Origin of the sequence: Entomohabitans teleogrylli (assembly GCF_001484765.1) — a bacterium.
GTDB classification, from domain to species: Bacteria; Pseudomonadota; Gammaproteobacteria; order Enterobacterales; family Enterobacteriaceae; genus Entomohabitans; species Entomohabitans teleogrylli.
Genome location: NZ_LLXO01000093.1, coordinates 1 through 773 on the forward strand (window position 1 = coordinate 1; position 773 = coordinate 773).

The 773-nt window shown below is 56.9% G+C and carries 1 protein-coding gene; it reads right to left on the reverse strand.

Going from position 1 to position 773, the window contains the following annotated elements; genetic code table 11:
* Positions 1-146 precede the first annotated feature (146 nt).
* A complete protein-coding gene (locus AQ981_RS25365) occupies positions 147-668 on the reverse strand; it encodes a fimbrial protein (RefSeq protein WP_249226397.1) in 522 nt (173 codons plus the stop codon).
* Positions 669-773 lie beyond the last annotated feature (105 nt).

Here is a 773-nt window from a genome sequence, read left to right on the forward strand (position 1 = left end):
GACAGTCATGCTGACACTCTTGTCCCCTTCATTCATGATCACCCGTGAGCGATTGACCGTTAATGCCGCTTCGGCGGGCAACAGACAGCTCGCTGACAACACGGCAACCATGGCAAGAACGATCGTTGGCTTCATATTTATCACCCTCAGTCATACTCCAGCAGGAAAGTCGTCACGCATTCAAAGTCCCCTTCCTGCACCCGGCTGTGGTCCGGAGCAGAGATAAAAGCCTGAAAATTCATTACCATATCCCCCGCCACCAGCGTCGTCGGGCGCATCGCCACGCCTGGCTTTACCGGCGTACCGTCAGCATCCTCAACGGCAATGGCGATCCCGGCCGCAGTGCCTCCGGTCAGCGCAAACATTCCCGGCTGGAAAGCATCTTCAGCGCCGATAAAGGTCACGGTGACCGTGTCCCCCCGCGACAAATCGCACTCCTTCAGCCAGATGGAAAACCGTTCCCGCCCGCTACGATCGTGGGTAATAAACGTCTTTGACGGCACATTGCGAAAATCGACTATCTGATCCTCAGAATCGACATGCAGTTCGCAGGGATCCTCCACCAGCGTTCCGCTAAACACGACATCGGTATCGGCAAAGGCCGTCGTCATCCCGGCCAACAGCAGCACCGCCAGACTCAATGCACGCGCGCTATGTTTTTTCATCATTCATACTCCAGCTGGATATTCACCACGCTGCGCCATTCACCGGCCATCAGCGGCGCCGGCGTACGCCATAACTGCGCCAGAAACACCAGATCGTTGCGTCCCGGG